The organism is Campylobacter concisus, assembly GCF_002913865.1.
Classification (GTDB): Bacteria; Campylobacterota; Campylobacteria; order Campylobacterales; family Campylobacteraceae; genus Campylobacter_A; species Campylobacter_A concisus_AM.
The window spans coordinates 1-926 of record NZ_POYX01000105.1 but is presented as its reverse complement, the minus strand read 5'-3'; the positions used below and the strand labels follow the sequence as shown (position 1 = coordinate 926).

At 38.6% G+C, this 926-nt stretch carries 1 protein-coding gene; it reads left to right on the top strand.

The genetic code is table 11. The features are described from left to right. On the top strand, nucleotides 1-926 hold a 926-nt coding region (locus CYP77_RS10010), incomplete at both ends, for an Ig-like domain-containing protein (protein WP_181001412.1).

Here is a 926-nt window from a genome sequence, read left to right as displayed (position 1 = left end):
CACATACTATTACTTACAATGACAGAGTAACTGGATATGTAGAGATCAAAGTACCAGTAGTTGATGGCAAAGCTTCAAGCGTAACAGCTAAGATCGTTGATCAAGCAGGTAATGCTAGTAAAGAAGTATCTAGCAGCATAGACTCAGACTTTACAGCTCCAAATGTCAAGATCACAGGCATCATTGATAATGTAGAAGGTGGCGTATATAAAGGCAATGTTGCAGGTACTAACACAAACGACAACAAGCCAACCATAAAGGGTACAGCTGATGCAAATCAAGAAGTGATTCTTTATGATAATAACAAAGAGTTTGGTAGAGCCACAGCTGACAAAGATGGCAACTGGGAATTTAAACCAAGCGACTATAAAGAGCCACTAGCAGATCTTGTTGGCCGTGTTCATGTTATAAAAGCAGTAGTAACAGATGCAGCTGGCAACACTAGCGAAGCAACTTCTGCACTAGAAGTTGATACAACTATCGGTGCTCCAAAAGTATCTATAAAAGAAGATGCAGATCACAATGGATTTCTAAGCGTAGAAGAAGCTAAGAATTTAAAAGATAGTAAGATCCACTGGGAAGTAGAGATACCAAAAGATGGCACTGTAAGCGCAGGTGATGTTCTTCAAGTACTTGGAAAAGATGGTAAATGGAAGATCGAAAAAGTCTTATCAAATGACGATCTAGGTAAAAGCTTTGAATACGAAGCAACTTTATCAGGAAAACACTTCGAAAGCCCAAGCTATAGAATAGTCGATCTAGTTGGTAACCAAAGCACAGCTATACATGCTAACATACAACTTGACAGCGAATTTAGCAGAAAACCAAGCAACCCAGAAATTAAATTCCCAGAAGATACAAACAAAGATGGCAAAATTTCTGATGATGAAAACAAAGCTGGTGACAAAGATGCTGGTAAAACAACA